At 50.2% G+C, this 25,906-nt stretch carries 24 protein-coding genes; 4 read left to right on the top strand and 20 right to left on the bottom strand.

Annotation, left to right across the window (positions count from 1 at the left end; all coding sequences use genetic code 11):
• Nucleotides 1–9: 9 nt before the first annotated feature.
• The 3 genes from EDD53_RS13305 to EDD53_RS13295 all read right to left on the bottom strand — a co-directional run bounded on the left by EDD53_RS13305 (nucleotide 10) and on the right by EDD53_RS13295 (nucleotide 2,677).
• On the bottom strand, nucleotides 10–822 hold the full coding sequence (locus EDD53_RS13305) for a C40 family peptidase (RefSeq protein WP_123794050.1): 813 nt from the start codon (nucleotides 820–822) through the stop codon (nucleotides 10–12).
• Nucleotides 815–2,200: a leucyl aminopeptidase family protein gene (locus EDD53_RS13300; protein WP_123794049.1), complete on the bottom strand. Its 1,386-nt coding sequence runs from the start codon at nucleotides 2,198–2,200 to the stop codon at nucleotides 815–817. The genes EDD53_RS13305 and EDD53_RS13300 overlap by 8 nt, the downstream gene beginning before the upstream one ends.
• 102 nt (nucleotides 2,201–2,302) lie before the next feature.
• Nucleotides 2,303–2,677, bottom strand: a complete 375-nt coding sequence (locus tag EDD53_RS13295; RefSeq protein WP_342772329.1) for a hypothetical protein — start codon at nucleotides 2,675–2,677, stop codon at nucleotides 2,303–2,305.
• Nucleotides 2,678–2,843: 166 nt separating this feature from the next.
• On the opposite strand from EDD53_RS13295, the gene EDD53_RS13290 reads away from it, so the two are divergent.
• A complete protein-coding gene (locus tag EDD53_RS13290; protein ID WP_123794047.1) occupies nucleotides 2,844–3,491 on the top strand; it encodes a carbonic anhydrase in 648 nt (215 codons plus the stop codon).
• Between the two features lie 15 nt (nucleotides 3,492–3,506).
• Here the strand turns inward: EDD53_RS13290 and EDD53_RS13285 are convergent, their stop codons facing one another.
• The 6 genes from EDD53_RS13285 to EDD53_RS13260 form a co-directional block, all read right to left on the bottom strand.
• Nucleotides 3,507–3,809 (bottom strand): hypothetical protein, encoded by a 303-nt coding sequence (locus EDD53_RS13285; RefSeq protein ID WP_123794046.1) that lies wholly within the window; start codon nucleotides 3,807–3,809, stop codon nucleotides 3,507–3,509.
• 49 nt (nucleotides 3,810–3,858) lie between these two features.
• Nucleotides 3,859–4,086: a hypothetical protein gene (locus EDD53_RS13280; RefSeq protein WP_123794045.1), complete on the bottom strand. Its 228-nt coding sequence runs from the start codon at nucleotides 4,084–4,086 to the stop codon at nucleotides 3,859–3,861.
• A gap of 351 nt (nucleotides 4,087–4,437) precedes the next feature.
• On the bottom strand, nucleotides 4,438–6,084 hold the full coding sequence (locus EDD53_RS13275) for a DUF4139 domain-containing protein (protein WP_170162770.1): 1,647 nt from the start codon (nucleotides 6,082–6,084) through the stop codon (nucleotides 4,438–4,440).
• A 594-nt stretch (nucleotides 6,085–6,678) separates the two neighbouring features.
• Nucleotides 6,679–7,701 carry an aspartate-semialdehyde dehydrogenase gene (locus EDD53_RS13270; RefSeq protein ID WP_123794043.1) on the bottom strand — a complete coding sequence of 341 codons (1,023 nt, stop codon included), beginning with the start codon at nucleotides 7,699–7,701 and terminating at the stop codon, nucleotides 6,679–6,681.
• Nucleotides 7,702–7,784: 83 nt separating this feature from the next.
• Complete coding sequence (locus EDD53_RS13265) at nucleotides 7,785–8,417, bottom strand: glycosyltransferase family 29 protein (RefSeq protein ID WP_246002406.1); 633 nt, start codon at nucleotides 8,415–8,417, stop codon at nucleotides 7,785–7,787.
• 61 nt (nucleotides 8,418–8,478) lie between these two features.
• Nucleotides 8,479–9,663, bottom strand: a complete 1,185-nt coding sequence (locus EDD53_RS13260) for an MFS transporter (protein ID WP_123794042.1) — start codon at nucleotides 9,661–9,663, stop codon at nucleotides 8,479–8,481.
• A 293-nt stretch (nucleotides 9,664–9,956) separates the two neighbouring features.
• Here EDD53_RS13260 and EDD53_RS13255 point away from each other — a divergent pair, with 293 nt between their 5' ends.
• A complete protein-coding gene (locus EDD53_RS13255; protein ID WP_123794041.1) occupies nucleotides 9,957–10,157 on the top strand; it encodes a hypothetical protein in 201 nt (66 codons plus the stop codon).
• A gap of 115 nt (nucleotides 10,158–10,272) precedes the next feature.
• On the opposite strand, the gene EDD53_RS13250 is transcribed toward EDD53_RS13255, so the two are convergent.
• The 9 genes from EDD53_RS13250 to EDD53_RS13210 form a co-directional block, all read right to left on the bottom strand.
• Nucleotides 10,273–10,968, bottom strand: a complete 696-nt coding sequence (locus EDD53_RS13250; RefSeq protein WP_170162769.1) for a YjbF family lipoprotein — start codon at nucleotides 10,966–10,968, stop codon at nucleotides 10,273–10,275.
• Between the two features lie 8 nt (nucleotides 10,969–10,976).
• Nucleotides 10,977–13,064 carry a YjbH domain-containing protein gene (locus EDD53_RS13245; protein WP_246002404.1) on the bottom strand — a complete coding sequence of 696 codons (2,088 nt, stop codon included), beginning with the start codon at nucleotides 13,062–13,064 and terminating at the stop codon, nucleotides 10,977–10,979.
• Between the two features lie 201 nt (nucleotides 13,065–13,265).
• Entirely contained in the window at nucleotides 13,266–15,158 is a 1,893-nt protein-coding gene (locus EDD53_RS13240) for a polysaccharide biosynthesis protein (protein WP_123794039.1), read from the bottom strand.
• Between the two features lie 128 nt (nucleotides 15,159–15,286).
• Nucleotides 15,287–15,898 (bottom strand): sugar transferase, encoded by a 612-nt coding sequence (locus tag EDD53_RS13235; RefSeq protein WP_123794038.1) that lies wholly within the window; start codon nucleotides 15,896–15,898, stop codon nucleotides 15,287–15,289.
• Complete coding sequence (locus EDD53_RS13230) at nucleotides 15,895–16,815, bottom strand: NAD-dependent epimerase/dehydratase family protein (RefSeq protein WP_170162768.1); 921 nt, start codon at nucleotides 16,813–16,815, stop codon at nucleotides 15,895–15,897. The genes EDD53_RS13235 and EDD53_RS13230 overlap by 4 nt, the downstream gene beginning before the upstream one ends.
• A gap of 141 nt (nucleotides 16,816–16,956) precedes the next feature.
• Entirely contained in the window at nucleotides 16,957–17,901 is a 945-nt protein-coding gene (locus EDD53_RS13225; RefSeq protein ID WP_123794036.1) for a DMT family transporter, read from the bottom strand.
• Nucleotides 17,902–18,125: 224 nt separating this feature from the next.
• The gene (gene leuB / locus EDD53_RS13220; RefSeq protein WP_123794035.1) at nucleotides 18,126–19,232 is read right to left on the bottom strand and encodes a 3-isopropylmalate dehydrogenase; all 1,107 of its coding nucleotides are present in this window, start codon (nucleotides 19,230–19,232) and stop codon (nucleotides 18,126–18,128) included.
• An 81-nt stretch (nucleotides 19,233–19,313) separates the two neighbouring features.
• Complete coding sequence (locus tag EDD53_RS13215) at nucleotides 19,314–20,342, bottom strand: endonuclease/exonuclease/phosphatase family protein (RefSeq protein ID WP_123794034.1); 1,029 nt, start codon at nucleotides 20,340–20,342, stop codon at nucleotides 19,314–19,316.
• Between the two features lie 47 nt (nucleotides 20,343–20,389).
• The gene (locus EDD53_RS13210; RefSeq protein WP_170162767.1) at nucleotides 20,390–21,226 is read right to left on the bottom strand and encodes a hypothetical protein; all 837 of its coding nucleotides are present in this window, start codon (nucleotides 21,224–21,226) and stop codon (nucleotides 20,390–20,392) included.
• Nucleotides 21,227–21,863: 637 nt separating this feature from the next.
• Between EDD53_RS13210 and EDD53_RS13205 the strand changes: the two genes are divergently transcribed.
• Nucleotides 21,864–22,112, top strand: a complete 249-nt coding sequence (locus EDD53_RS13205) for an EF-hand domain-containing protein (RefSeq protein WP_123794032.1) — start codon at nucleotides 21,864–21,866, stop codon at nucleotides 22,110–22,112.
• Between the two features lie 56 nt (nucleotides 22,113–22,168).
• On the opposite strand, the gene leuD is transcribed toward EDD53_RS13205, so the two are convergent.
• A complete protein-coding gene (gene leuD, locus EDD53_RS13200; protein WP_123794031.1) occupies nucleotides 22,169–22,774 on the bottom strand; it encodes a 3-isopropylmalate dehydratase small subunit in 606 nt (201 codons plus the stop codon).
• A gap of 11 nt (nucleotides 22,775–22,785) precedes the next feature.
• Complete coding sequence (gene leuC / locus EDD53_RS13195; protein WP_123794030.1) at nucleotides 22,786–24,195, bottom strand: 3-isopropylmalate dehydratase large subunit; 1,410 nt, start codon at nucleotides 24,193–24,195, stop codon at nucleotides 22,786–22,788.
• 269 nt (nucleotides 24,196–24,464) lie between these two features.
• On the opposite strand from leuC, the gene EDD53_RS13185 reads away from it, so the two are divergent.
• Nucleotides 24,465–25,790 carry a mechanosensitive ion channel family protein gene (locus EDD53_RS13185; RefSeq protein ID WP_123794028.1) on the top strand — a complete coding sequence of 442 codons (1,326 nt, stop codon included), beginning with the start codon at nucleotides 24,465–24,467 and terminating at the stop codon, nucleotides 25,788–25,790.
• Nucleotides 25,791–25,906 lie beyond the last annotated feature (116 nt).

Here is a 25,906-nt window from a genome sequence, read left to right as displayed (position 1 = left end):
CTCAAAGTGTCAAAGCCGACGGTGCGCAGTAACAACACCATCTCCCTGAGCTTCGATGCGTGCAATGGCTTTGGCGATGGGTTCATATGCAACTGCCATGTGATGCGCATTGGCGTGAAGCAATGTTTCGCCATCAACACAAATCGCCACATGACCTTCCCAAAACATCAGATCGCCACGCTGATATCCTCCTACGGCCCTCTGCCCCAGCGATACTTGTTGATCGCTATCTCCAGGGCACGCGACCCCACACGCGAGCAAGCCCGCTTGCACCAAGCCCGAACAATCAATCCCGAAACTTGAATTACCTCCCCAAAGATATGGCGTGCCAAAGTGTAATTGCGCCACCGTCACAGGGTCGGTGAATGGTCTATCGATCAATCGGATATGTGCTTTAGGGATAAAGTGACCCGTATCAGTTTCGACAAATTTATGACGTTCATCAGTGACACAAATGCGCGCCCCAAAAGACAAAGTATGAGCCGCTTCTGACTTAAAATCGGCACGCGGATACGCATGAGTTGCACGCGCTGATATGAGGTGCGTGGCCTCAAACGGAAACCCTAAGTCACCCTGTGCTACATACCCGACATAACCGTCACGCACAGCAACACCAAAGGCCCACCCTTGATGATACTCAAGTACATCGAACTGCGCGCCCATTAATAACTGACGGTCGCGCGAGCCAGCAGGCTCCGCACGCAAATCGGTAACTGACTTGGACACGGACATTGGTGCTGGTGTGACTTCAGCTTGTCCAGCACTTGCATATCCTCGCAAGGCGACCCGTTCATTAACTGGTAAATGTCGGCGATCAGTCATTCTTTAATAATTCAGGTAGAGCTGCCAAAACAGCGCGCGCCCCCATGCCCACGCCGCCCTTTGTGCGACCAGGCAAAGCAGAGGGGCACCAGCCATAAATATCGAAATGCATATAGCGCGGCGTGTTTGTGACGAATCGACGCAAAAACAAAGCCGCTGTTATAGAGCCCGCCATACCGCCAGACGGAGCATTATCCAGATGGGCGATACCAGGTTCAATCATCTTCTCATACGGATCCCAAAACGGCATCTGCCAAACGGGATCGCTTGCATCCTGTGCGACACCATTCAAGGCAAGCGCATCACATTGATCCGTTGCATAAAATGGCGACAAATCAGGACCAAGCGCTACACGCGCAGCGCCTGTTAAGGTCGCCATTGAAATGATCAAATCTGGTTTTTCTTCATCTGCCAAAGCCAAAGCATCAGCCAATACCAATCGCCCTTCAGCATCGGTATTGTTGATCTCTACGGTAAGCCCTTTGCGTGAGGTTAGAATATCCTGCGGACGGAATGCATTTGCGGATACAGAGTTTTCAACAGCAGGAATGAGGACGCGCAATTGCACGTTGAGACCAAGTGCCATAATCATATGCGCCAATCCAAGAACAGTCGCAGCCCCGCCCATATCTTTTTTCATCAAGCCCATTGAGGCACCAGGCTTTAGGTTTAGGCCCCCTGTGTCGAAACACACGCCTTTGCCAACCAATGTCAACTTTGGACCTGATGCGCCCCAGCGCATATCAATCAGTCGAGGTGCATGAATTGAGGCGCGCCCGACAGTGTGAATCATTGGGAAATTTTGATCCAACAAATCTTGGTCAAGAATGATGTCACAACTGGCACCATGTTTACTTGCAAGCTCTTGAGCGGCCTGCGCCAATTCATCTGGCCCCATGTCTGAAGCAGGGGTATTGATCAAATCGCGTGTCAAAAACTCACCGACAGCTAAGACCTCTAAACGGGCTTGATCAATGCCTTCGGGCGCAATCAACTGTGCCTTTGCAGTAGGTTGATCCGCATAGCGATCGAAAGCATAACCCGCGAAAAGCCAACCGAGTACTTGCTGTTCCAGCGCGGCCCCTATGAGAGAGGTTTCGAGGTGGAAAATGGCTTCAGGCAACTTACTGCGGATTTGCGCCAGACCGAATCGTGTCCGCTTTAAATCGACCTCCCCCCCCAGGCCCGCGATCACGAAAAAGCCTCCACCAGCTAGAGGTACAGTACAGATTTGCCCCGCACCGCCCGTAAAACCCTGCGCCGCAATCCATTCGACAGTTTTGGTGTCTTGGGTTTTCAAGAACGCATCGAGTTCACCCTGCATCAAAAGATGCAAAGGTATGGAAGGCGCTGAGTGGTCGGCAAAGAAATGTGGCATTGGATAAGCCCTTATGAAAGATTTCATATAGCCTAACTTATCCAACGTCACCTGCAAGCTGGTTCACCACCCAACAAGCCAAATCCTGCACAGTCAACGCCGCTATATGGATGACCCTTGCATGTCCCAAACAGCCAAAAGTGAATTTTCACCTATGCGTAGAAGGCGCTCTACAGTGGCCGCTAAAGCCGTGCTGTCATCTAGGCACGCAAGTTCATGTACATCAGACGCAACGCTGGCAAAGGTTTCCATGCCGATCTGTTCTGAAATCGCGATCATTGATCGCGCCGAACGTTGCAATTCTTGAAATTGCCCTTTTCGGTAACTGCTCTCAACTTTCGCCAAGCGCACCGCCAGTTCTTCCATTGCGCGCGACACAACACCGTCTGCACCCGATGTCCCGAGCTGTGCATACAGTTGTTCCAAGCGCTCTTTGTCAACTCGGACGGCCCCCTCAGGCCGAAGTTTTTTTACCATCATCGTCGCACCCCAAAATTAATGCACGCCCCCACGCGCTACTGCATTTACAATGACAACAGAGGTTCAAGAAAAGGTTTAATCCTAGAGGTTTTTCCCTCGAATTTCGTTCAAAATCGCCTTAGATTGTCGCGACCAATCGCCGAATTCAGGAGCAGACGCACAGATGCAATATGTAAAAAATCTTCCGACCTATATGGTTCAGCGCTACCATGGATGGAAAGCAACCACGTACACAGAAAACAAGGCTTGGTATCGCAGGCTTGCTGATGAAGGCCAGCGCCCTCGTGCAATGATTATTTCTTGCTGTGATTCCCGCGTTCATGTGACATCTATTTTTGGCGCTGACGAAGGTGAGTTTTTTATTCACCGCAACATAGCAAACCTTGTGCCACCCTTTACGCAAGACGGCGATCACCACGGGACCTCTGCTGCAATTGAATATGCAGTCACAGCCCTAAAAGTCGCACATGTTGTCGTCTTGGGCCATTCGAATTGTGGCGGTATCAAAGGCTGTCACGATATGTGCGCAGGCCTTGCACCTGAACTGGAAGACAAGTCATCCTTTGTTGGGCGCTGGATGGACATCATGCGTCCAGGCTATGATCGCGTGTCGTCGCTACCAGAAGAAGACCGCACGCGCGCTTTGGAAAAAGAAGCCGTGCTTGTTTCACTGGAAAACCTGATGACCTTCCCCTTCGTGCAAGAAGCTGTAGAAAGCGGCCGCTTGTCTTTGCACGGATTGTGGAACGATATCGGTGACGGTTCTTTGCAACAGTATGAAGCAGAATCCCGTAGCTTTGTCGCGATCTAGGTCGACATTTAGACGCTAGGCCACCATGCGCAAGACGTTTGAAATCGCATGTTCTTCGGTCAAAATGAACGTATCATTACACGCCAAATGATCACCATGATGTGCCCCTGCATCGGCTCGGGGCACATCAGCACCCGCGCCGGTGTGTGAAGTTTGAGACCGAACAAACATAGGCTTGGTCATGCGAGCATCAATGCGCTGCGAAGATCGTGAGGCGCTGTTTGTCGCACTGTCTGGAAAAAACATATCAGATCCATTGGTGTGCGAACTTAAAGCCCGAAGGCGGTTTTGGCGCGCTTTGGCGATAAAGTCATTCATTTTCGCATCCTCATCTTATTCTTTATTATGCTCAGGCAGATCGTGCGGCTTAAGAAACCAAAGCCAATCGCGCACCCAAGTCTGGACGATAATCATCTGGTACATAGTGACCGCCTAGCGGGATCACATTGCCCTCGCGCGCTTGACGGGTAAGGTTGTGGTTTGCAGGGCCAGTCGAGATTTTATGCGCACTTTCTGCCCACTCGTGGATGCACGCAGCATGTTTGGTGGCATGAGGCGTGATGGCTGTCGCATTGTAAGAAATGACGTTGATCATGTTTCCATCCTCTTTGTTCCAAGCCCCCAGAGCCCGTGAACACATGGGACCATAACCGTCAGAAAACGCGTATAGCCTGATCAATCGAATTTGATTTACATCATGAAATCGGATGAGATACCACTGAATATATTGTTCAAAATCAAGAATTTAAAAGAAAAGAACTAGAAAGTTAAAATTTGGCACATGCCCCAATTCATCGTTAAAATTGCTTAACGGCCTTGACCTATTGGCGGCAAAAATATGGCATAAGAATGCCCCGCGACACACGCAGTCAAAATGCAGCGAATCAGCGATGATCTAGCAAAGAACACCGCCAATTCGTTTTGCCTATAGTTGGGCCAAATATGCTTAGCGTAGGATCTGACCCTCAGGCCATTTTAGGTTTTCAGTGATAGAAATGCTTTCTGCCTCACCGCCTTCAAGATCAAATTGCCAACTTAACACGCCACGACGATCTTCATAATTCTGCGTGCTCGGCATCGGATCGGCTTTCCAATCGACCGTCAAATCGTCTTGCTCAGAAACTGAAATACGATCGATCACTTCAATGGGCCACGCACGAGATGTCATATTTTCGATATCCAATCGCACCTCAGAACTGCTTTGGTTCGACTTCGCGATAAAGCCACGATCCCCTTCGTTACGATCCAAAACAGTACGCTTCACTTGGATGCCATCTATAGCTCCAAAAGCGATCTCGAACTCGGAACCAACCGGTTGTACATCAAGGTACCCCTGACCAATCAAAGCGCCATCACGAAACAATTGCATATCACCAGGCAAAAACAGCCCATCGGTATCGTTCTGCGTTTTGGCGATCAAGTACCCCGTATCCTCATACAAAGGAACAGCCCTCACGATCAGGTCAGGTGTGAGGGATACAGGATCAAGCGCAAACTCAGTCGTTCCCATCCGAGTGGAGTAAAGCGTGGCGGGCTGGGCGTAATCAAAGCTCAAGCTCACCCCGTAGGACTGCGCCTGCGCAACCTCTGTCGCCACAGATGCCATCGGCGCTTCCGTCATCGCCATCTTTGACACACCGTCCAGCGCAACCGCGCGCATATTTCCTTGTACTGGGATTTCACCAACACGGCGCAAGTATTCTGGCACAATACTGGGCGCTGTGCGCTGTGATGGCTTTTCGGTGGCGAAACGTAGTGCCACATCCGTCCATGGCTCACCTGTTGATTGCCCCGCTTCAATCGATCGTTGCAGGGTCAGACTTTGGTCAACGGTATCAACCGATGCCTTATAACTCGGTTGCCAAAATGCAGCAGCGCTATTGTAGACAAACGTAACATCCACTTCAGCCTCTTCCTGAAGGCTCACATTCAACGTCACCTGCGCGCGATATGGTGATACAGAAGTATGTTTTGACAGTTCCGCTTGGGCATCAGCCAAGTCCAACTCTAGAGCTTCAAGATCCTCTTCAGCCGTCTGCGTGCGCGCTTTGGCATCTTCCATGGTCAAACGCGCTTGCAAGGATTCTGCACGAATTGTCTGCGCCAACGATGCGATCTCATCAGGTGTCGCACCTTCAGGGCTCTTCAATGATGAAATGTAGTTCAGCGAGTCTTCCGCCGCATCAACCTCAAGCTTTACAGCAGCAATATTGCGGCGCTCCCGCTGGAGTTCTGCCTTAAGGGATTCGACCCTGTCATATGCGGATTGAGCGGCCTCAGACACCACCATTTCATCTTGTGATGTTGCAACATTTACGACCTGAACAGGGCCTAGTTGTGCCTTGGCAACTTGTGTTTGCAGCCCTTGCAACCTTGCATTTTCATGCTCAACAGGAATATCAAAAAATGTAACTTGATGCTGGCCTGCGGGCAACGTGATGCGAGCATCGCGCGTAATTTGCGCCCCGTTTGGATAGAGCGTGACAGCAGAAACAACGCTTGTTGCTTCAAACTGAGCTGACCATGATGCAGTTGGCACAAGGGCAGTCGCGGCGAGAAATGTAAAAACTGTTGAAAGGGGTATGCGGGTCATGTCTTCCTCCGACTCTTTGGAGAAAGTGTTCATGATGGTTCAAAAACTACAAGAGACGACGATTACCCCACATCGAAAAGGGCGGTTCGCCGCCTACAAGATCGTACAGTTGCCTTATGCAACAGTCTTTGGTTTTTCCTGCTGACTGGCTTTAAATTTATCTCGGAATATCGCGTATACTTCCTCGCGTGTCACACATGCATCAACGCGCTGCTGTTCTTCATGCCAGTCGCCTAACAGCGCCTTGTCGACGTCACTGGACTCGTTTCGATCATGCGTATCGGTCCAAAGGTTCAGCTTTACTCTAAACATATGCTCCCCAGTTCTCATCGATTCATTCACCTGTAGAACATACCACCGCCTTATTTTTGCCGCACGCCTTTACAGACATCTCGGTTAACGCGAAATACACTAAAATTCATAGGTAGTACCGTTATAAATCAGAAGCTTATGATTTTCTTTGCTTTCAATTTTGCCCGCCACGCTCTCATGACGTTAAGTCAACAAAAACAAAAGTAGCGCCGACACAGGCAAAGAAAAAGGGCGCCCAAAAGCGCCCCCTTTTAGCTGTGGAAAGCTATTTCGCTAAATCATTTAGCCCTTCTTCAAGACGCGACGGCCTAGAAGTTCTGCAATCTGAACTGCGTTCAATGCGGCGCCTTTGCGCAAATTGTCTGACACACACCACATGTTCAAGCCGTTCTCAACAGTAACGTCTTGGCGGATGCGCGAAATGAATGTCGCAAAATCGCCGACACATTCAACAGGCGTCACATACCCACCGTCTTCGCGTTTATCGACCACAAGAATACCAGGAGATTCGCGCAAAATATCGCGTGCTTCATCTTCGTCCAAAAATTCTTCTGTCTCAATGTTGAGAGATTCAGAGTGACCCACGAAAACAGGAACGCGCACACAGGTGGCAGTTACTTTAATCGACGGATCAATGATCTTTTTCGTCTCAACGATCATTTTCCATTCTTCTTTGGTATCGCCAGAATCCAAGAAGACATCGATGTGAGGGATCACGTTGAACGCGATCTGCTTTGGGTAAACTCTCGGCGCTTTTTCTTGGCCGGGCACGTACATGCCCTTAGTTTGATCCCACAACTCATCAATCGCATCTTTGCCAGAGCCAGAAACAGATTGGTAAGTCGATACAACAACACGCTTAATTTTGGCGCGATCATGGATCGGCTTCAACGCGACAACCATCTGCGCAGTCGAACAGTTGGGGTTGGCAATGATGTTTTTGTTGGAATACATCGTGATCGCGTCTGGGTTCACCTCTGGCACGATCAACGGAATTTCCGGGTCGTAGCGGTACAATGATGAGTTATCGATCACGACACAGTTTGCCGCCGCCGCTTTTGGCGCAAATTCTTTTGTGGCTTCAGAGCCCACAGCAAAGAGTGCAATATCCCAACCAGCGAAATCAAACGTCGCAAGATCTTGGGTCTTCAGGGTTTTATCGCCAAAGGAAACTTCCGTGCCAAGAGATTTACGTGACGCAAGCACAGCAATCTCATCTACAGGAAACTGACGTTCAGCCAGAATGTTCAACATTTCGCGGCCCACATTACCTGTGGCGCCTACGACGACGATTTTATAACCCATGAGGGGCACTCCTTATGTCCAATGACAGCCATGGGGGATAGCAATTTGTGCGGATTTGTAAAGCCAGAACTGGCCATGCCCCCTTATTTCATAGGGTGCAGAGTGAATCTTGGGTCAGTTTCAACCAAGTCCTGAACAAAACCACTTTCGGAAGTAAAGTTGTGCGGTACGCTGGCGCTATCGCGCTTGCCGGATAAAGACATGCTGGCAAAAAAATCGAAACCAAACAAATGCACCTCTGCCGCATCACTTTTGGATATGAAATCGATCAGCATAGCGCCCGTTGTGGGTTGCGCGCCCAGTGCAGATTTTAGCGCAGAATAGCGCGCATTGGGAAAGAGAACAAAGCCAGAGGTTTGCGCCATCCACATCCGCAAACGCTTGCGTTTATGTGACATCCAGATCAAACGGCTTGCCCCAAGTTTATCAAAGCTTTCTTGGTTTAAGCTAGTGGCAAGCGCCAACCAATCCGTCTGGCTACCATGACTTTTCACATCAGGCATTGGCGCACGATTGATGCGGATAACGATGTCACAAGCGTCGATGTCTGGCCCTTGCTCGGTATGTGACAAAGCGCGTGCATTGCCAACAATCGCCACCCGCTTTCCCGCGACCTCGGCAAATAGCGCTTCTGGTGCACTGGTGCCCCGCGCCAAATACGCATCATCATTTCGCCACGCCGCAAGGCGAAACCTTAAAAACCGCAAATAGTTCACGCCAAAATCCTATTGCAAATGACATCTCGATACAGCGCAGCACTGTCACAGATACAACTTATTACGCAACTTTATTTCGACTGAATGCATATACCAACCCGCCTAGCAGCAACAGTATTGAATATGTCGCAAACACTGCCCCATAGGGCGTGGCTGCTGGCGATTGTGGGGCGACTGCGAACACCTGAGCGGTTGCAAATTGACCGACCCCCGCGCCACCAATCGAAAACAAGTTAATCAATGTCACTCCGCGCCCAGTCAAATGCGCAGGTAAAACAGACCTGCCATGGTTCATGATTTGCGAATATGCCGATCCAAAGAAACCAATGCCAATCAATAGAACGGTGATCATGACGATGCTCTGCGATCCTACCCCTGCCCAAAGAACAGCGATAAAGCCCAAAGAAATTCCTGTTGCGCCAAGAACAATCGTTTTTCTGCTTTCTATCAACCGATCAAGCGGCCCAAACACCAAAGCGCCCAAAATCATCGACAGCGCCATAAAGAATGTCACCTGCCCGATTGCATCACTTCCTAAGCCATAAATATCTGACAAATACGCCCCTGCCCAACTGCCGCGCAAGCCTGCGGAGGGCGCATAGGCAACCGCAGCCATAACGCAGATTGGATAGAGGGGCCAAATTCTAACAAGCGCAGAGAAGCCGTTGCCTGTAGAGGATTTTGGCCTGTCGACCTTTGGTGGATCAGCAACGAATTTTAACAGAGCATATGCGATCAATAAAGTTCCCACTGCGAGGGCGATGCAGACGGCGCGCCAGCCAATCAGCGTCATCGCAAAAGACAAAGGCGCAGATGCTGCGACATTGCCGATGGACCCGATACCAACAACGATACCAGCCAAAGTCCCAAACCTGTTGCTGGGCGCAAGTCGTGCAAATATATAAAACGATGTCATGAGAACTGGCGCGCAGCCGATGCCAATCAAAGCCATTGCCACGTAGATTGCCCACGCCCCCTGCGCGCTGGAAAAAACCAATGCGCCAAGACCACCGCCCAGCGCCAAAAATGTTGCCGCAGTTTTACGTGGGGATTTGTTGTCCAATAGCCAGCCGACAGGGATTTGCATTGCAGAAAACATCACAAACCAAATCCCTAGAGCCGTTGAAATTTGATCAGGGCTCAAATCAATTTCGAGCTGTAAAACAGGTGCGAACACCGCCAAACACGCGCGATAAAACTGACTAAGACTATAGGCAGCGATGAGCCAAAACAGACCTTTGATCACATAATTCTCCCGTCGGTCGAATCCGTAAGCCTGCTTTCAGACCCAAGCGCGCAAGATTCGTTCTTAGTCTTCTTGGCTGCATTTTCAAGTTTGGGGGGAATTTTCGAAAACTAATATCACCTTGGCTGTGATCTGGCGCTTATTTGCCGAAATTGTGCTATCTGTGCCACTACTAGCCCCCCTCTCGACAGGGGCTACAACAATTTAGGGTTTATAAGTCCTCAAGAATATGCGACATCTTTCGGGAGCTTGGCCGAGTAGCCGAGTGAATACCTCTTGATGGAGATTTGGTTATGAAAAAAGTTATCCTTGCAGCAACTGTTGTTGCAGCTTCCGCTTCTGCTTCTTTTGCTGGCGGTTACGAAGAGCCAGTAATTGCTGGTCCAGTTATCGTTGAAGAATCTTCTTCTTCTTCTGCTGGTTCTCTCGGCGGCAACGCTGCATTGCTTTTGCTCGGTGCAGCAGCAGTAGCAGTTGCTTTGAACTCTAAGTAAGTTCAGGCACTCGCCTTATAAGTTAAAAAACGGCGTCCTTTCGGGGGCGCCGTTTTTCTGTGTCGTTTACGCTGCATGCGGTGAGGTTGCCCGCACCGCGCACCTTTGGGTTTGACTAATATCTCAACCGACGAAACACCAATTGACCAACACCTGCACCAGCCCATTGAACAGATTGCACCATGCGACGATTGTCGTCGATCCAATAGGTATTGGTAAAATCAAAGCCCTCATTGGATTGGCAGCGTTCAGTCATCACATTTGTCGCAGCTGTGATTTCACCAGAGGTCACGACATCGCGCTCCCCTTGCGCTATGGTACAATTCACGATGAATCGTGCTGTTTCATCTTCGCCATTCAAAAACCGATAGACCTTTTGGGCTTGGCCTGAGCTGCGTGACGCGATGAGGGCGGCAGCCCCGCCATCCTCGACAGACATCAGATCACCACCGAACCCACGGGTCGCGGTTAGGACGCCCGATTCCAAGGTCATTGATTTTCGGTCTGGAGAAATCCAAGTCACCTTGTTTCCATTCGTCCCATAAATTGATGTAACGGCAAAGCCGCCTGTCTTTTCGACCAAAACAAATTGTAAAGGCGCGTTGGGGATTTCATTCAAGACCGCATTGATCATCGCTACAGGATCAGGTTGCGCAGTAGGCTCAGCCTTTTTTCCCGACAAACGGGATTTTGCCAAAAGCGCGAGTTCTTTCACTGTGTCCGCACCACGGCGCGCTTGTTTGTCGTTCCCACAGGCTGCCAAGAGAGCACATAAAGAGATCACAGTAACAGCTTTGGTGAGATTGCGCATTTTAGGTTTCATCGCCAGAACCGCCCCCAACGCTCTTCAAGTTGATCACCTTGCATACCACGCACACGATCATACAGTCGTCCGCTGACATTCAATTTGGCTCCGCCATCGCGCGTCAAAGATTGAATAACAAAGTCGTTTGTTTCGGTTGTAGGAGTGCCCGCGAACCAATCTGAGGGCACAGTGATACGAATCCCTTTGTCGAAGGATCCTTCACCGAAATCTTCGAAAGGAACATCCGTAAAAGTGGCATAAGCGCCAACACGCCATCCATTGTTGAATTCGCGATCCAGCGACAGAGTAGTTCCCCAGTCACCTGCAAGGTAGCGCCCAACATCCATTTGGCCGTGGTACCCCCCGTCAAAGGCGTAATAAGCAGACAAGTGGCCCGTCATGATATCGTAATCACCAAAGCCGAAAGTGTCTTCAAAGTCGCGTTGTACGGCATAGTTCACCTCTGCGCCAAGAGCGAAGGAACTGTTTGGTTTTTTCCACAACAGTTCGCCAGACACACCACCATACATAGATTCAAGGTAACCCACAGTCATACGGCCAAATAGGTTTTCAGCGGGGCGACTGTACCAATTTGCAGTCAGCTTTTCGACGCGCAAGCGGTTGTCATATTCACGCGAACTCGTGCGCACAGGTGGCAAAGTTGAATCATCAACATCGTCTTCTTCATCTGAGATATTTCCAGATATGCGTGCAAATGCAGCCGCATCAAGCGTCAAGCCTGGCGCCAATTCGTAATTGATTTGCCCTCGGATGCCATAGTCCAGACGAACAGGACTGTCGGGATCAAAAACCGAAACAGCAACATAGGGTGCAATCGACCAAAGTGTTTGCGGATAAGCCTCGCGTACAGAAACCAAATTATCGTGCTCAAAGCTAAGGGGATCTGCAAAGGTGACAGACTCTAACATGGAGCGGGCAGGTTCAAATTCATATGCTTCAAGTGCAGAACGCTGCACGACGGTTGAATGGACAGGCACCCCTTCCATCGTTTCTGTGAGAACAAAAGTTTCAACAGAGGGCGGGAAGGCACGTGTCATAATACGTGACAAACGCCCCAATGCCTGCGACCGAGCATTGTATCTATCATTGCGAAAGCGGACTTCGGCACGCGTGACCGATAATGACATCGCCTCAAGCGTAAGCCCCTCTTCAGTCATAGCTGCTGATAGGGCTTTGCGAATACCGCTGGCATCACCAACCTCTTCGACCCAACCGTCAGACCACCCTTCGGGGTCTGCTGCGCGGCTCGGTCGCGGACGAACGGGTAAAGGTGCTTTTTCCAATCCCCCTGATACGCGCGGGTTTTTGGGATTCAAGCTGGCTGAAAATTGCAACCCAACTTCATCTCCATGCAAATAAAACGCCGTAACAGAGGTGGTCTTTCCAAGCTTATAATCCACAGCGACATTCACGGGAGACTTATGATCGAACACGCCGCGCTCGGTCTCGGCGGAATATGCATCTGATGAATATTCAGCCATCAATGTCAGCTTGTCGTTCAACTGATAAGACAAGCCGCCAAAGGCAGCGATGTCACCGCGAAACCATTGATCAAAATTAGGAGTTCCACCTGTCGCAACATCGATCTCGCTACGCTCGCCAAATGACAGCCCCAAGGGACTGTGGCTGGCCAAACGACCCCATCCCAGTCCGCCAGTGACACGCAGTTTTTGGCCCACAGACTTTGTGGCAACGATATATTCACCGCTTAACAAGCCTGTGCCAAGGAAATCCTGTAGGCCGATGGCGATTGCAGGTCTGTAAGTGCCTTCCTTTGCAATCAGGTAACTGATGTCAAAAGAACGATCCCAATATGTGTCAAAATCGTCATTAAAATCTTTGATGCCCGAATACCGAAAACTGCCTGACAAGCGTGGCGTAATCTGAAACGACAGTGTTGTGCGGTTGAAATTGCCGAAACGCCCGTAACTCAAAGACAGCTGACCATCAGGTGCCATTTCCGCAGAAGGCATTTCAACGATGCCAGGCCGGCCCAATGTATTCACACGCGTCGATGTAAGATCCTGCGCGAAGCTGCTTGCCGCGCTGAGTACCGTTGTGATGCTAAGGCATGCAGCCATTGTTTGACGTTTAAAAGACACTTTTTCACCCGCATTTTCGTATTTAGGTCAGCATAGCAAATAAACTGGCTCGGCCCACGTGAAATTGCATCAATGACTGTTGGCGGGCGTTTTCGCGCCCAATGAATTTTCTGGCGTGTCTTTTAAGCAGCAAAGGCAGCAGAACTCCAGTTCACCGCCCTGTAAATAAGCCATCCTATTCTATGAAGGGTTGGGCATCTTTGTTCCATGCGCCAAGGAATGTTCGGCGTAGCCATCGACCCTCTCACGCACAATTTTACGCATGTGAGACGCATTTGCGGTTTTTATTGCAACATTTAATTCAAGCAACATCGCTGCGACGTCTGATTGAGACAATTTCGTTTCCTCAGCTCGCAAAATCTTAGGGTGCGGCGTCGCGCATAGATTGTCGTGATCCAGCAGCAATTCTTCGTAAAGTTTTTCGCCGGGCCTTAACCCTGTTACTTTGATTTCAATATCACCAACATCGGAATCCGATTCCTTGACTGTTCGCCCTGACAGCTTGATCAACCTTCGCGCGATTTCCATGATTTTCTGAGGCTTTCCCATATCCAGAACAAAGACATCTCCGCCCTGCGCATAGGCGCCTGCCAAAAGGACCAGCCGTGCGGCTTCTGATATTGTCATGAAAAAACGGGTAACTTCCGCATGGGTCACAGTGACAGGTCCACCTGCTTCAATTTGTGTTTGAAACAAGGGCAAAACAGACCCTGACGACCCGAGTACATTTCCGAAGCGCACCATGGAAAACAAAGTATCGGGCGAGCGGGTTTGAATATCTTGAATCACCAGCTCAGCCATGCGCTTGGTCGCGCCCATAATATTTGTCGGGCGCACAGCCTTATCGGTCGACACCAAAATGAACCGTTCAACATTATTTTGAGCAGCGGCATCGGCAACGACTTTGGTACCGATGACGTTGTTCGACGCGCCTTCTAGTTCATTTTCCTCAATCATTGGTACGTGTTTATAGGCGGCCGCATGAAAGACAATTTCGACCTTCTCTGTCGTCATCACATCACGAACCCGTACAGGATCGGTCACCGACCCCAAACATGTGACAACTTCAATGCCCCCCGCCCGACCTAACTCTTTTAGCTCAAAATCAACTTGATAGAGATTGAATTCACTTTGATCGAATAGAACAATTTTAGCGGGTCTACAGTTGAAAATTTGTCGTGACAGTTCTGACCCAATGGATCCACCTGCCCCAGTCACCATCACCACACGACCCGCAAAACTTTTCGCAATGTCTGGAACCTCAAGATCCACAGCATCACGGCCAAGTATCTCATCGGGGCTTACCGTGCGAAACAGCGCTTCGTTCCCACGCCCTACCAATAAATCGACAACAGAGGGAAGAACACGCACATTCATACCAAGGGCTTCCAACTGTTCGATAACTGCCGCACGACGTTCTTTCGCCTCTTCGGGCAGCGCGACCAGAACGGTATCAATTTTGTAATCGGTCAAGTCTTTCTTCATTTGCTTAATCCCCAAAACGGGAATTCCGCCAATTGCCATCCCTTGCAGGTTTGGATTGTCATCAAAAAAGAAAACCGGCCGCATTTCACTCGATTGGCGTAAGGCAGATGCCAATTGGATACCCACACCGCCTGCACCAAAAATGGCAACTGCACGACGGTCACTGATTTGAGCCCGCAAAAATGACAAAGTCGCAATAGCCAGCACGCGCACACCGATGCTTAAACAAAAAAATGCTCCGCCGAAAATGATCGTTTTAGACGGAACGCCCGAAAGCTTTGTAGCCAGCAACAGCGCTGCGTAAAGAAAACTTAGAGCAAGCGCGGCCAAAGATATTTTAAACACATCACGCGCACCAAACATGACAAGTTTGATGCGGTGCAGTCCAAAACCGATGATCCCTGCAAAACCAATCATTGCCATCGCAGGAATGAGCACATTAATTGAAACGGGCTGCAACAATAGCGAAAATTCACCTAACAAAGTGAAGGATAAGCCTAGGGCACAGATGACCAAGGTCATGTCAGTACACACCAAAATGATCCGTACGAATCGCGCTGGTAAGTTCGTAAGGCCCTGAACTAACATAATTTAACTCGTTTTTTACAACAGACAGATTGACTTAGGCCACCGTGGGCATGCATTTCTTATCCCGCGTAAGTTGTAGCAAATGCAAGTTTTCACTTGCGGCAATTCGTTTTAGGCGAGGTAATGCTTCAGAATTTTTGAATGCGAGGAAGAATGGTTTCGATCATGAGTCTAATATCGAAGCACAGCGACCGATGCTTTTGATAAATGATGTCTAATTTCGCCTTACGCGGAATACAGTCACGAACATAAACCCGATCCGTTTCTTGTGCAGTGTGGCACCGTGACAGCAGCAGCTCTTCATGCGCATAAAACCTTACTGATGCCAGCCCCGTGATACCAGGTCGCGACTTCAAAACTTGGCCGTAAAGTTCAGGAAATTGCTCAACATAAATACGCAAGGGCGGGCGCGGACCGACAAATGAAATATCGCCGCGCAAGACATTCCAAAGTTGAGGCAATTCATCCAAGCGAGTTTTGCGCATGATGCGGCCCAATGGCGTGATACGATCCAGTTTATCACCACCCGAAACACCGCGGTCATCCGAGACCATGCGCATGGTCCGAAACTTGATCAACAAGAACCCTTTGTCTACCGTCTTCATCCGCTCAGACAGATAGAAGACAGGGCCACCTTCTTTGACAAGCAAGACAACCGCCAAGATTAAAACAACTGGCGCAAGGATGATCGACAACACAAGCGCCAACCCGATATCAAAAAAGCGTTTTCCTAGTGTCATGTTGCGCTCAAGGCCTTGTGCCATTGTGATATAATTTCATCTGCTGCGCTATCAGAGGGCGCGCCACCTGACAACTGCGCTAATGCCTCGCAATTCAAAACGATGTCCTGTTTTGGCGATGCAGGAACATGACGCGCGACCCACGGAATCTGCGCAGCATCCAAAAGCGCATTCATCGAAACAGGTCGTTGCGCCGCAATGTTCAGAACGGTCGGCAACATCGCGCGGTGCATTGCCAAGTCACATAGAGCCTCAAGCAGCCGCTCTGGCCCGATGTAGGACCGTCGAGGCCCAGCACCATCAGGGTAGATATCCAAAGAGACAGGCTCATCATCTGCAGTGCGTTGGCCTGCCGCACCTAACAAAGCATCAGCGCCTGCAACATTGCCGATGCGAAGCAAGCACAGCTCGATACCGAGCTTTTGAGCCAGTTCCCTTGCACGCAACTCCATATCCCGCTTCGCCTGACCATATGGGTTTACAGGCTCGAGAGGGTCACTTTCCATAAAAGGCACCCCACACCCCGCACCATAGACAGCGGAGGAAGACGCAACCACAACACGCGGGATCCTCGCTGATTTCGCTGCAATTATAGCTTGTTCGACCAATGACACAGTAAGGGATAGGGTGTGTGAAGGCGCCCTACTTATGTCTGCTGCAGGGCTAGAGAACACAAACAGTCCATCAATTCCGCCGACGGATTTGGCGCAATCAATCAACGGGGCAGCCTCTTTGAAATCAGACCATAGAAATTGATTTTTCAGATCGCTCTTGCGTCGACGAACTTGCCAGAACAATTCCACAGGCGGCGCCGCTGCCTCCGCGTACAAGGCTGTCAAAAGCCTGCCAATGCGTCCCGAAGCCCCCAAGAAAATATACTTTGGTGGTGTGTCTATATTCGTGTTGAGCGCGCTCATTCCCATTCGGTTATGTCTACTTTTGTTAAGCCTCTGACTGACTTTGATCACCGCAGGACCAAGGTCAGCCTTACCATCAGCACCAATATATCAACTGTACTCTTAAGCTGATACGCTGCCGCATTTTGGCCCGTCATCCGTCTATTTTAGTTTGGTACGCCGTAAGAACGGAGAAACACGAAATGATGTCGCTGACGAGGCACGAGAGCGCGTGCGCAATACAGGCGTATTCTCTGACGTGCCGCTCTTTGATTCCCGAAAGACGATGTATAAGCCAGACGCGATAATAATGCTTGCCCCCAAAATCGTTGGTAGGTCGATACTCTCACCAAAGAATAGAGCGCCGAAAAAAGTGGCCCAAATGATTTGTGAATATTGCATTGGCGCGACAATGGCAGCCTCGGATGCTTTATAAGCAATAATCAAGAATACGCCGCCAGTGAACCCCAACATGGCCAAAGCACCGATGCCACCAAGGTCACCTAAAGGCATAGGTTTGTAATCAATTGCCATCAAAGCTCCCATGATCACAAAATTTGCAACCATTGGGTAAAGCATCAGCACGACGGTGCGTTCTTCGCTACCCACTTTGCGCACAATGATGGACGCCATGCCACCGACGAATGCGCACGTAAGCGCCGCCAAATGACCTAAAGACAATTCCGTAGCACCAGGGCGCAAGACGACAAAGACACCAACCAAACCAACAAAAACTGCAGCCCAGCGATGCGGCCCAACACGTTCGCCCAATACGGGGATGGACATAATAGTAATCAACAAGGGAGTGGCGAAAAGAATCGCGTATACCTGCGCCAATGGCAAAACGGTAAAGGCGTAGAAAGCACACATCGCATTGGCACTCGCACAAACCGTACGCAGAAGTGTCCACCATGGATGTACAGGGCGCAAGTTCCCCTCATTTTTGTCACGCATCAACATGAACGTCACAAGAGGAAACGAAAACAACGTGGAGAAAAAGATCATCTGGAACGGAGAATAGGACACGCCCAAATATTTGATCAACGCGTCATGGGTCGCGAAAACAGCAAATGCAAAAAGGGCGTAGAATGCTCCTGTGATATTCATTGTCTGTCTTCCCTTTTCATTCGTTTGTACCAACGCGTTTGAAGTATTTTGGTACAAGTTGTTTTAGTACCTGTCGAGGTCGCAGTTTAGTGCGGATTAGATTGGCGATCCGCGACAAACAGACGCCATTTGGCGATGCTGCGCGACACACGCCCCACAGTGCAAGCAAATAAAAACCGAGGCAGAACAAATCCGCCTCGGTTTAATCAATGTAACGACAGGCCTTATAGGCTTGCAGTCAACGCTTCGATGATCTTGTCACCCATTTCAGATGTAGAAACCGGCGTTGCGCCATCTTCGCCCAACAAATCCGCCGTGCGAACACCATCAGCGAGAACTTTTTCAACAGCCTTTTCAAGACGCGTTGCATCATCACCGAGATCGAATGAATACCGTAGCGCCATCGCAAATGAGAGGATGCACGCAATTGGGTTGGCCTTGCCTTGACCTGCGATATCAGGCGCAGAACCGTGTACTGGTTCGTACAGTGCTTTCGGGCGACCGTTATCCATAGGCGCACCCAATGAAGCTGATGGCAACATGCCAAGTGAGCCGGTCAACATAGCAGCCGCATCGGAGAGCAAATCACCAAACAGGTTGTCTGTAACAATCACGTCAAACTGTTTGGGCCAGCGGCAGAGCTGCATCGCACCGGCATCTGCATACATGTGAGACAACTCAACATCTGCATATTCTGCTTGGTGAATTTCTGTCACGACATCGCGCCACAAAATGCCGCTTTCCATAACATTTGCTTTTTCCATGGAACAGACTTTGTTTCCACGCTTACGCGCCAATTCAAAAGCAGAGCGCGCAACGCGTGCGATTTCGCTTTCAGTGTAGCGCTGCGTATTGATGCCAACGCGCTCGTTGCCTTCTTTTATGATTCCACGTGGTTCACCAAAGTAGATACCAGAGGTCAGTTCGCGAACGATCATGATATCAAGGCCAGCAACCACATCTTTTTTCAAAGACGAAAAGTCGGCCAAAGCATCGAAACACTGTGCTGGGCGCAGGTTCGAAAACAAATCCATTTCTTTACGCAAACGCAAAAGGCCGCGCTCAGGCTTTACAGAAAAATCCAAAACATCGTATTTTGGCCCCCCAACGGCGCCAAGCAATACTGCGTCAGCTTTCTGAGCTTTTTCCATGGTTTCATCGGCCAAAGGCGTGCCGTGTTTGTCATAGGCTGCACCGCCAACAAGATCATGCGACACATCAAATTTTAGGTCACGCTTTTCACCAAACCAGTCGATTACTTTGACGACTTCCGCCATCACTTCAGGGCCAATACCGTCACCAGGTAGAATAAGAATAGATGGCGTGCTCATGTCGCAATTTCCTTGTTTCAAAGTCAGTTTCGCCTACCGCACAACGACACTAACGTCAAGGAATGGCGCCACCGGATACCACTAAGGATGGCGCAAATCGACCCAAACCAACCCGTGCCGAAACATCGGCCCATCGGCCTTTGTAGCCTCGACCCAAGCAACCCCAGACCCAACTATGTTCAGGTCACGTGAGGGCAAAACATAGTCGACCCGTAGATTGCCAGGATCAGGGTCATCCCAGTCAGCAGTATCTAAACTCGCATCCCCCTGATGGGTCCTGTTTGCCACTTTTGCACCATAGCTTGAGCGCGGCATCGGATCTTGCAAACGCGGATCGGATAACAACTTAGCCATTTCATCATGCAAGCCCCCCCCATCAACAGGATCAAGGTTCGCATCCCCAAGCAATATAAACGGCGCATCTGGAGGCTGTGAGCCCAGTGCGCTGTCCAGATACAGCCGCCAAAAGGCTATTTCATCCGCGTTGCGCAATCCGTTGCGATCCTCATCCCCGTCAAAAACGGGTGTAGTTGCGTAGAAGGCAAACAGATGCAAAGGCGTGCCGTTCCAGATCAGCGGAACATCCCAATGACTTGCCGAAGAAAGGCGCAAGACCTCTAAGTCGCCCTGATCATAAAAATTCACGGGAAAGCGCGCATGCGGTAGGTCTTTCCAAAGCAAACTTGAAAAATCGCGAATTTCTGCCTTGTCGATTGCTAAGCGCGATAAAACCACAAGCCCGCCTTGGCCGTGAAAATCACCAAATGACTGCGCATCCTGCCGCTGCCCTGTTCGTCCGTCTTTGTCCAGATCTCGCTGGGTTTCCGCCCCCGCGTTACTTAGCTTGGAAAACACATGCGGCATTTCATGGCCAAACGCCCCCAAAGCACCCGACAAAGCTTTGGCGGACCACCCGTCAAAATCTGTATCCACTCCTGTGAGCAACAATACATCTGGTTTGATCTTCGCAATATGCCCCAAGGCTTCACGAACTTGCGGATCTTTTCCTGCTTTGATGTCGCGCAATAAAATTCCAGGCCCTTTGCGCGAAAGCTCTGCATTCCACGTTGCAACCCGAAGCACATCTTGAGCAAATAAAGGCGCAGTCATCGAACACAGGCCGACGAGGAAGCCGCGCCAAATTACGCCACCCCAGCTCACGCCAACAATGGCTCTAGGTCCGCAGCCGCATAGGTTTGGCGGCGCTGGTCATCGATCATGATCGCCACCCTATGCATCGCTACTCCACGCATGAAGAGTGAAGATGGCAAAAATGCCCATGCCGCAACCGTCCAAATCATGGACTGATAGTTGCCGACGGAAATTGCACCAAAAAGACTGGATGCTGATTGCAGCACGGCAGGAATAATAAAAGGCAGAGCAAAGCCCAAAATAATGTTCACCCGCGCGTCACGCTTTAACCGTGACACCACATCACCACCTACGGTCGGATCAAAGGTGGGCAAGTTGATCCAAACGTTGAACGAACCTGATTTGGAGGGCCAACTGCGACGATGAAGCATACCCAAAAAGACGGCAAATGAAATCAAAGACGACAGATATGAAAGACCAGCAAGAACACGCATCAAGTTAACTTGCTGCATCGCAGATTCGTCTGGCAACGCCTGTACCATCAAGCGCACTGGCGAATACGGGAGGTCCAACACATAACCGATCAATGCGCCAACAGCGGTCACAAAATCACTTAGAACGGAGGGGTCGGAGATACCTCGGCAAATCAGCGTCAGTAGAAAAATAGTAACGAAGAGCGACAAGAAGCGCACACGGTTAAACGGCGGCGCATCGCGAAACTCGATCAGGCCTGGAAAAGCGGACATATATTCGAAAAACGTCAGCGCGGCGCCAAACATTGCCACCAACGCGACAACCTGTGCTGCATCCGCAGAAACATTTGGCAGCAAAAGTGATGGCATGACGATCAACGCCACAACAAGTATAGAGCGCACAAATGCACCAACCAAGCGGTTAAACACTACCCATTTCCCTTCAAACTGGCCGTGCGTGATACGATGCCACACACTTTTTTCCATTTTGATGCCCACCAAAAATGGCGGACTGCCTCATTATTGCCCAATTTTTGCCTTCTTTCACCATATTCATCAAGTGATCGTTAAGGTTAACGGCGCAAATGCGGCAGTTTCATGGAAAAAGCGGTGCGATTTTGCATCATTGCCAATAGCAATTAGGGCCCCAAGTCCCCTCAACCACAATATATGGACATAAGTGTTTTGTGCTTCGTCTTCGCCTAGCATTCGAAAAGATGAGCAGAATCTCTATAACCATAAATTTAGAGCGGCGGGTTTGCGCCCAAACTCGCCGAATTCTGTTCGCGCAATTTGCACGGGCAGAAATATGCCACTTCACTGCGCATAAGCCCGCCACAACGATCAGTTCAAGTGAAGCCCAAGCAATATTTAGCCTCAATCATTCGCGACAACTTGCCGACAATAAGCGAAAATACGCAGCGGCAAAATTCGGCTTTTATTAAGCGCTGTCAGATAGTTGATAAACAATTTTCCATAGTCCACCTCTATCAGCGACGGCGCGATGTCGTCGTAAATTCACCTGAACTGCACCTGATCGGTGTAAATCTGATAAAGGAAAAACGACATGAAAAAGATCGCATTGACCCTTGGTATGGCTTCTCTCATGGCAGCCCCAACTTTTGCACAAGCTGTGATTGAAGACACTGATGGAAGCGGCGGCTATTCTTTCGCAGAGGTTGCAACGGCCTACCCGAACATCACCGACGCAATGTTCGTAACAATGGACTTAGACGCGAGCGGTGAAATTTCTGCTGAAGAGCTTGAGATCGCGATGGCAGCGACTGAGGCACCAACTGAACAATCCGATATGTAAAACGCGAAACGGCGGCCCTAGGGCCGCCGCTATCGAACTCCAAGAACTTCTGGATCTTAAACCCAGGGTCGATCTTGCTGCATAGACGCCTCGAACGTGTCGATAGACGCCTTCTTGGCCATGGTCAGTCCGATATCATCAAGTCCTTCAAGCAAGCAGTGCTTTTTGTGAGCATCGACATCAAAGGGGAACTCTTGACCATCAGATGTGGTAACAACCTGCGCTTCAAGGTCGATTGTCATACGCGCATTTGACCCTTTTTCAGCGTCTGCCATCAAGATATCCATAACCTCTTGCGGCATCACGATCGGCAAGATGCCGTTTTTGAAGCTGTTGTTGTAAAAGATGTCAGCGAACGATGTGGAGATGATGCATTTGATGCCAAAATCAGCAATCGCCCAAGGCGCATGCTCGCGCGAAGAGCCACAGCCGAAGTTGTCGCCAGCGATCAAGATCTCGGCGTTGCGGTACTGAGGCTTGTTGAGAACGAAGTCTTCGATCTCAGTGCCATCACGGTTGAACCGCATCTCATCAAAAAGGTTTTTGCCAAAGCCCGTGCGGGCGATGGATTTCAAGAACACCTTTGGGATGATCATGTCAGTGTCGATGTTGACGAGTGGCATCGGCGCCGCAACGCCAGTGATTTTTTGAAACTTTTCCATACTGCCTCTCCTTACATCAAATCGCGCACATCGGTCAGACGACCGGTAAGTGCGGCTGCGGCTGCCATTGCTGGGCTAACCAAGTGGGTACGACCTTTGTAGCCTTGGCGGCCCTCAAAGTTGCGGTTGGATGTAGATGCACAACGCTCGTTTTCAGCCAGTTGGTCTGGGTTCATCGCAAGACACATAGAACAGCCCGCCATGCGCCATTCGAAACCAGCGTCTTTGAAAATCTGCGCTAGACCTTCTTTTTCAGCCTGTGCACGCACAAGACCAGAACCCGGCACGATCATAGCGCGCATGCCGTCTTTGATCTTTTTGCCTTTGAGGATTTCAGCCGCGGCACGCAAATCTTCGATACGACCATTGGTGCAAGAGCCGATAAAGACAGTGTCGATTTCGATGTCTGTCAATTTCTGACCAGGCTTCAAGCCCATGTATTCCATCGAACGACGTGCAGCCTCGACTTTACCACCCTCAAAGCTTTCGGGCGCAGGAACAACACCGGTGATCGGCAGAACGTCTTCTGGGGATGTGCCCCAAGTCACAACAGGCTGAATATCTTCGCCCTTGAGTGTCACGACTTTGTCGAAGTGTGCGCCATCGTCAGAGTAGAGCGTTTTCCACCATGCCAAAGCTGCTTCCCACTGTTCGCCCGTTGGCGCATGTGGGCGACCTTTGACATACTCGTAGGTGGTCTCATCAGGTGCGATAAGACCAGCGCGTGCGCCGCCTTCAATCGCCATGTTACAGACCGTCATGCGGCCTTCCATGGACAGATCGCGGATGGCTTCACCACAGTATTCGATCACATAACCTGTACCACCACCGGTACCTGTTTCGCCGATCACAGCCAATGTGATGTCTTTCGCGGTCACACCGGGTTTCAACTTGCCAGTGATTTCCACTTTCATGTTCTTGCCCTTCCGCTGGATCAGCGTTTGGGTTGCCAGAACGTGCTCAACTTCGGATGTACCGATGCCGTGCGCAAGTGCGCCGAAAGCGCCGTGTGTCGCAGTGTGGCTGTCACCACAAACAACAGTCATGCCCGGCAAAGTCCAACCCTGCTCAGGTCCAACGATGTGCACAATACCTTGGCGGACGTCAGACACTGGGTAGTAGTGAATACCGAATTCTTTTGCATTCGTATCAAGCGCATTCACTTGGATACGGCTTTCTTCGGTCATTGTGGCGGGATCAGCGCGGTCCAAAGTTGTAGGAACGTTGTGATCGGGCACCGCAATGGTTTTTTCTGGTGCGTGAACTTTGCGACCTGCGATACGCAAACCTTCAAAGGCTTGCGCTGATGTCACTTCGTGTACGAGGTGACGGTCGATGTACAAAAGCGTTGTGCCATCTTCGGCTTCATGGGCTACGTGCGCATCCCAGATTTTATCATAAAGTGTCTTCGGGGCGGTCATGGCGCTCTCCGTTCAGTTGTCATTTGGAAAAATTTACGAGTTTAATGCATGCTATGCGAACACGCGAAAAGGACCTCAGCCCCGAAGTCGGGCGAGGACAGAACAGGTCGCACCAAAGAACCGCCAAGGCAGCCGCGCACGATCATCCATATCAAAAACACGTTTCATGTGCGTTGACATAGAGGCAATCAATGAGTCTCGCAAGGGTTTGCACAGCTTGACCACAACAATATGCCACGCTGGCTTGCTTGAACGGGGTGCGCCATGCAATGCTTGCCCAAAAGGATTCCCAATTGGAGCCCATTCAGTTTAGCGATATTATTGCAGCGGCCAGTGCTGAAGCTATCACCTTTTTCAAAGGACTCAGTCGCCAATCGCAGCTCAATCAATTAGCCGTGATGGGTTTTTTGATACTCATCACTTGGGGCATCTCTAAATTGGCGCGTGCGAAAATGCGCGACTGGTTACGCAGCCTGACAGGGCGCCCCAAATGGCAACTGCGCTGGCTGTTACAAATCGAAAAGCGCCTTTGGCTGCTGCTATGGGTGGCATGTTTGTGGGGGCTTTACCTTGTATTGCAGCAAATCACTTGGCCGTCTCGATCTTATTTGATCGGCATAATTGCCCGCCTTGGAACAGCATGGCTGGCGGTCGGCTTCGCCGCACGTATTGTCCACAACCGTTTTGTACGACGGATCGTGACGTGGGGTTTGTGGGTCTATATCACGTTATATTACCTGAACCTGCACATACGCGCAGCACTATTTTTAGATTCGCTATCGATCACGTTCGGCGACTTTAGCCTTTCATTGCTTGATATCACCAAGGCCTTGATCGTGACTGGATTGCTGTTTGCGATGGCGCGTACGACTTCAGTTCAAGCCACCAATAGCATTCGTCGAAACGAAGATATTTCGCCATCTATGCGCGTGTTGATGGTCAAATTGTTGCAAATGACACTCTACACAGGTGCGATATTCATTGGCCTGAAAGCCGTTGGATTTGACCTATCTGGCTTGGCCGTTTTGTCAGGGGCCATCGGGGTTGGGCTTGGCTTTGGTTTGCAAAAAGTCGTGTCAAACTTAGTGTCAGGCATAATCATTTTGCTCGATAAATCCATCAAGCCTGGAGATGTCATTTCCCTCGGGGACACCTTTGGCTGGATTAATACTTTGGGGGCCCGCTACGCATCTGTGGTGACACGCGATGGCAAAGAATACCTGATCCCCAATGAAGACTTGATCACCAATCAGGTGGTGAATTGGTCTCATACCAATTCCTTCGTGCGCTTGGATATCCACTTTGGCACCGCTTACAGCGACGACCCGCATCAAGTCCGTCAAATCGCTATCGAGGCGGCTGATTCCGTGGATCGCATACATAAAGGCAAGCCAACCGTTTGTCATATCGTCGGCTTCGGCGATAACTCAGTCGACTACGTTCTAAGGTTTTGGATTATTGATCCAACAGATGGCCTAACCAATGTCAGAGGCGCCGTCTATTTGGCCCTTTGGGATGCTTTTAAAGCCCATGACATTTCGATTCCCTTCCCGCAACGCGAAGTCAGAATGCTGGCGGAAAGTGAAATGCCCTAAGAAACCTTGAATATATGGCAAAACTCACGTCAGCTTGCCCTTTCCAAACCCGCTCAGACTATATAGATACGCGCGCTATACCCCCAAACGGGCGGACTTACCTGTCTGGCTTTAAG

The sequence above is a fragment of the Pacificibacter maritimus genome (assembly GCF_003814915.1).
GTDB classification, from domain to species: Bacteria; Pseudomonadota; Alphaproteobacteria; order Rhodobacterales; family Rhodobacteraceae; genus Celeribacter; species Celeribacter maritimus.
Note: the sequence above shows the minus strand (reverse complement) of the source record. Positions and strands in the feature narration are given on the sequence as shown.